The sequence below is a fragment of the Aliivibrio kagoshimensis genome (assembly GCF_050337105.1).
GTDB classification, from domain to species: Bacteria; Pseudomonadota; Gammaproteobacteria; order Enterobacterales; family Vibrionaceae; genus Aliivibrio_A; species Aliivibrio_A kagoshimensis.
Window position 1 is genome coordinate 1 of the sequence record NZ_JAKJSQ010000129.1, and the last position, 4,762, is coordinate 4,762.

Consider the following 4,762-nt stretch of genomic DNA (forward strand, 5'->3'; position numbering starts at 1 on the left):
AAAAAGAACCGTTTTTATAGTTTAAAAAGAGAAGTTGATACTAATACTCAGCTCTACAATATGTTTTTAACCCGACAAAAAGAAACTTCAGCGACTAGTGATTTTAAGTCTGCTAATGCTAGATTCACAGACCACGCCTTAATACCACTAGAAGCTGCAGCCCCAAAAAAGAAAAAATTGGTTATTGGCTCCATGCTAGCTAGCTTACTGTTTGCAATGATTATAAGTATTTTGATTGATTCCTTAAAGAATACAATTGAATCTGCAAAAGATTTCGAGGATAAGTTTGGTTTATTACCTTTGGGTGGTATCCCAACAGTTAGAAACAAAAAATTCAAAAATAAACCGTTAGATAACACTCTATTTTTTGAAGCAGACGAACACGCTTTTAGTGAGTCTATTCGTTCTATCAGAACCTCTCTACTGATGAAGTTAGTCAACACCAATCGTAAAAGAGTGAGTATTACCTCCTCTATACCTGGGGAAGGAAAAACAACCACCTCAATCAATATTGCTATGTCATTAGCAAAAATGGAAAAGGTGGTACTTATTGACTGTGATTTAAGGAAACCATCCATAGCTGAACGTTTCGGATTGAGCAAAAACCAGATGGGCCTAACCAATCACCTTTTAATGGGAGTAGAGCTCGAAGAGTGCTTATACCATGACGAGAATTCAGGTCTAATTATTTTGCCTGCGGGGATGTTATCACCCAACCCTCAAGAATTATTAAGCTCAGCTAAATTTAAAGCTTTATTAGAAAAGCTAGAACAACAAGTTGATAGGATTATTTTAGATACCCCACCAACGCTTGCTGTCAGTGACTCATTAATAATCAGCAAATTGGCAGGTGCTGCGGTTATTGTAATCAAAGCTAATAGCACTAAAATCCCACAGATACAAAGCACTATGTCTAGAATGATCCAGCATGATATCTCAATTGATGGCCTGGTGATCAATCAAATAAGTCGTACAAAATCTAATAGTGAACATGGGTATGGCCAATACGGTCAGTATTATCAATCCACAGAATCATAAAATATTTTGCTTTAAAGAGACCATAAAATGACTGTAAAAAAGAAAGTACTTTTTGTATTCGGAACTCGCCCTGAAGCGATAAAAATGGCACCTGTTGTTAAAGAGTCCCAACAAAATCAGGATTTAGATACCTATGTCTGTGTGACCGCTCAGCACAGAGAGATGCTCGATCAAGTATTAGAACTGTTTGACATAACGCCTGAATTTGATCTTAACATCATGAGTCCTGGTCAAGATCTTACTGATGTTACTTGTAAGATCCTAACTGGATTACGAGAAGTTCTTCAACAGCTGAAGCCTAACTACGTACTTGTTCATGGGGATACCTCAACCACACTATCAGCCAGTTTAGCGGCCTATTACCAGCAAATTCCTGTCGCTCATGTCGAAGCTGGATTGCGGACTTCTAATATCTACTCCCCTTGGCCTGAAGAGGGCAACCGCAAACTAACTGGCAGCTTAGCCAGCCTACATTATGCCCCAACAAGTAACTCTCAACAGAATTTACTCAATGAAAATGTACCCGCTGAAAATATTCACGTAACCGGTAACACCGTTATTGATGCTCTGTTGGATGTAAAAACCAAAATAGAGACAAACAGTGAATTTTCAAATGATCTGGCATCTCGCTTTCCATTTATCGATAACAGTAAAAAACTGATTCTAGTTACTGGACATCGCCGCGAAAGCTTTGGTGGTGGCTTCGAACGTATTTGTCAGGCACTTGCTGATCTATCTACACGAGATGATATTCAAATTTGTTACCCAGTACATCTCAACCCAAATGTGCAAGAGCCAGTTAATCGCCTACTGTCTAATGCAAGTAATGTTCATTTGATAGAACCTCAAGACTACTTACCATTCGTTTACTTAATGACTAAAGCACACATCATTTTAACCGATTCTGGTGGTATTCAAGAAGAAGCTCCGTCTTTAGGAAAACCAGTTTTAGTCATGAGAGATACTACAGAACGCCCTGAAGCAGTAGACGCTGGAACGGTTAAACTGGTGGGAACAGATACTGACGTTATTACTAGTAACGTCATCGGTCTGCTTGATGATGAGACGCTGTATTCGTCGATGGCAAGATCACACAACCCATACGGTGATGGTAAAGCAAGCGCAAGAATCATCGACATATTAGTCAGCGCATTACAGAAAACGCTATAACAACGAATAACTATCTCGTGGAATACTATTTCGACGGGAAAATCGCATTGAAAATGAAGGATTAAACAATGAGTTTTAATAAAGTATCCGTTATTGGACTTGGATATATTGGTCTACCTACTGCTGCAGTTATCGCCTCACGTGGGATTGATGTCGTCGGTATAGATGTAAACCAACATGCGGTAGACACTATCAATGCCGGTAATATCCACATTGTGGAACCCGACTTAGACATTGCGGTAAGAAGTGCCGTCACTGTTGGAAAACTTCGCGCCACCACGACACCAGAGTCAGCAGAAGTCTTTATGGTGGCAGTCCCGACCCCATTTAAAGGCGATAATCATCAACCTGATCTCTCATATATTGAAGCGGCTGCCAATGCGATTGCTCCTGTATTAGAAAAGGGTAATTTGGTTATTTTAGAATCGACTTCGCCCGTAGGTACAACAGAAAAACTGTCGGAGTGGTTACAACAAGCACGCCCAGATCTTAGCTTTCCTCAAGATAAAGGCGATGCAGCTGATATTAATGTTGCTCATTGTCCGGAACGTGTATTGCCAGGATATGTCATGCAAGAGTTGATCTCCAATGACCGCGTCATTGGTGGATTATCCAATAGATGTTCTGAAAAAGCTGCGTCACTATATCAAACGTTTGTTCGCGGTGAGTGCATTATAACCAATGCAAGAACTGCCGAAATGGCCAAGCTTACAGAGAACTCATTCAGAGATGTCAACATAGCTTTTGCTAACGAGTTATCTGTCATCTGTGAAAAATTGAAAATAAACGTTTGGGAGTTAGTCAAACTGGCTAACCGTCATCCGCGAGTCAATATATTAAATCCGGGCCCAGGAGTCGGCGGCCACTGTATTGCTGTTGACCCATGGTTTATTGTCGATAGCTGTCCAGATGAAGCTAACATCATCCGTCAAGCTCGTTTAACCAATGATGCAAAGCCTCACTATGTTATAGAACAAATAACCAAAGCTGCGGATGAATTCAAACGCCCTGTTATTGCTTGCCTAGGTTTAGCATTTAAAGCTGATATTGATGATCTTCGTGAAAGTCCTGCCCTTCAGATTGTGGAAGAACTTGTCGGAAAAGGTATTGGTGAGATCATTGCCGTGGAACCAAACATTCAAGCACTACCTGAAAAACTAAATGCTAAGGATATTGAGCTAACGTCACTTGAGAATGCACTAGAAAAAGCCAATGTTGTAGTCGTACTTGTGGATCACAAAGAGTTTAAAGCATCTGATAAAACACAATTTGCAACGAAGGTTGTGATTGATACTCGCGGAATTATCTAATTAAACCCTAAAAAGATTTCAGTACTGGAGAGACATCCGTGAAATATTTAGTAACAGGCGCCGCTGGATTCATTGGCAATTTTGTAGCAGAGCGTTTATGTAAAGATGGTCACCAAGTCGTTGGGCTTGATAATCTCAATGACTATTACAGCCCGCAGTTAAAAATAGATCGTCTTGCACGATTAGAGCATTTAGATAACTTTCGCTTTGTCAAAATGGACATTGCCTATCGTGATAATATTGCGAGCTTATTTGAAGAAGAGCAATTTGACCGTGTCATTCACCTTGCTGCTCAAGCCGGTGTCAGGTATTCAATTGAAAACCCAATGGCCTACATAGATTCAAACTTAGTGGGTATGGCAACCATACTTGAAGGCTGCCGTCACAATAACGTTAAGCATCTTGTCTACGCTTCTTCTAGCTCGGTGTATGGGATGAATAAAAAAATTCCATTTTCAACTGACGATAATGTGGATAATCCAGTATCACTCTATGCCGCTACAAAAAAATCTAACGAACTGATGGCACACAGTTACAGCCATTTATACAATTTACCTACAACAGGTTTAAGATTCTTTACCGTTTATGGTCCATGGGGGCGTCCAGATATGGCCCCATTCCTATTTACTGAAGCGATTGCCGACGGGAAGGAAATTAAGGTATTCAATAACGGTAAAATGCAACGAGACTTTACCTATATTGATGACATCGTTGAAGGAATACTCCGCATACAAGATGTCACCCCTAGTAAAGATGACAACAGCCAAGAAGGCTCCCCCCTACACAAGATCTATAATATTGGCAATAATGCACCTGTCGAGTTAGAAAACTTTATTGGCTGCATAGAAAGTGCACTAGGTAAAAAAGCAGAAAAAGTCTATCTTCCAATGCAAGATGGAGATGTAGTACGTACCTACGCAGATGTAAGTGAATTAGAAAAAACGATCAACTTTAAACCAAAAACTGAGCTGCAAGTTGGTATAAACCAATTTGTAGATTGGTATAAAGAATATCATAATAAATAGTGACAATTGAAGAAGTAGAGTAGACACAGATGTCATCTAAAGAGTTAATCGCATTGATCTTAAATGATCACTATAGGGTTTATAAAAATAAAAGAAAAATCTCAGTGCTTAAACACCTATTTATTGCTGAGTCTTTTAAATATATTTTTTGGATGAGAGTCTGCTCATACTTTAAAAGTAAAAAAATAAAAACCCCTTATTATTGCTGCAAACTTATAC

Annotated in this window: 5 protein-coding genes; all 5 read left to right on the top strand. The window is 39.4% G+C overall.

Features of this window, described 5'->3' with window-relative positions; translation table 11 throughout:
* On the top strand, positions 1 to 1,038 hold a 1,038-nt coding region (locus L4C32_RS20275), incomplete at its 5' end, for a polysaccharide biosynthesis tyrosine autokinase (RefSeq protein ID WP_428198703.1).
* A 27-nt stretch (positions 1,039 to 1,065) separates the two neighbouring features.
* Entirely contained in the window at positions 1,066 to 2,208 is a 1,143-nt protein-coding gene (gene wecB / locus L4C32_RS20280) for a non-hydrolyzing UDP-N-acetylglucosamine 2-epimerase (RefSeq protein WP_428198704.1), read from the top strand.
* 68 nt (positions 2,209 to 2,276) lie between these two features.
* Entirely contained in the window at positions 2,277 to 3,518 is a 1,242-nt protein-coding gene (wecC, locus tag L4C32_RS20285) for a UDP-N-acetyl-D-mannosamine dehydrogenase (protein WP_428198705.1), read from the top strand.
* 38 nt (positions 3,519 to 3,556) lie between these two features.
* Positions 3,557 to 4,543 (top strand): NAD-dependent epimerase, encoded by a 987-nt coding sequence (locus L4C32_RS20290; protein WP_428198706.1) that lies wholly within the window; start codon positions 3,557 to 3,559, stop codon positions 4,541 to 4,543.
* Positions 4,544 to 4,572: 29 nt separating this feature from the next.
* A partial coding sequence (locus L4C32_RS20295) for a hypothetical protein (RefSeq protein ID WP_428198707.1) occupies positions 4,573 to 4,762 on the top strand: 190 nt, incomplete at its 3' end.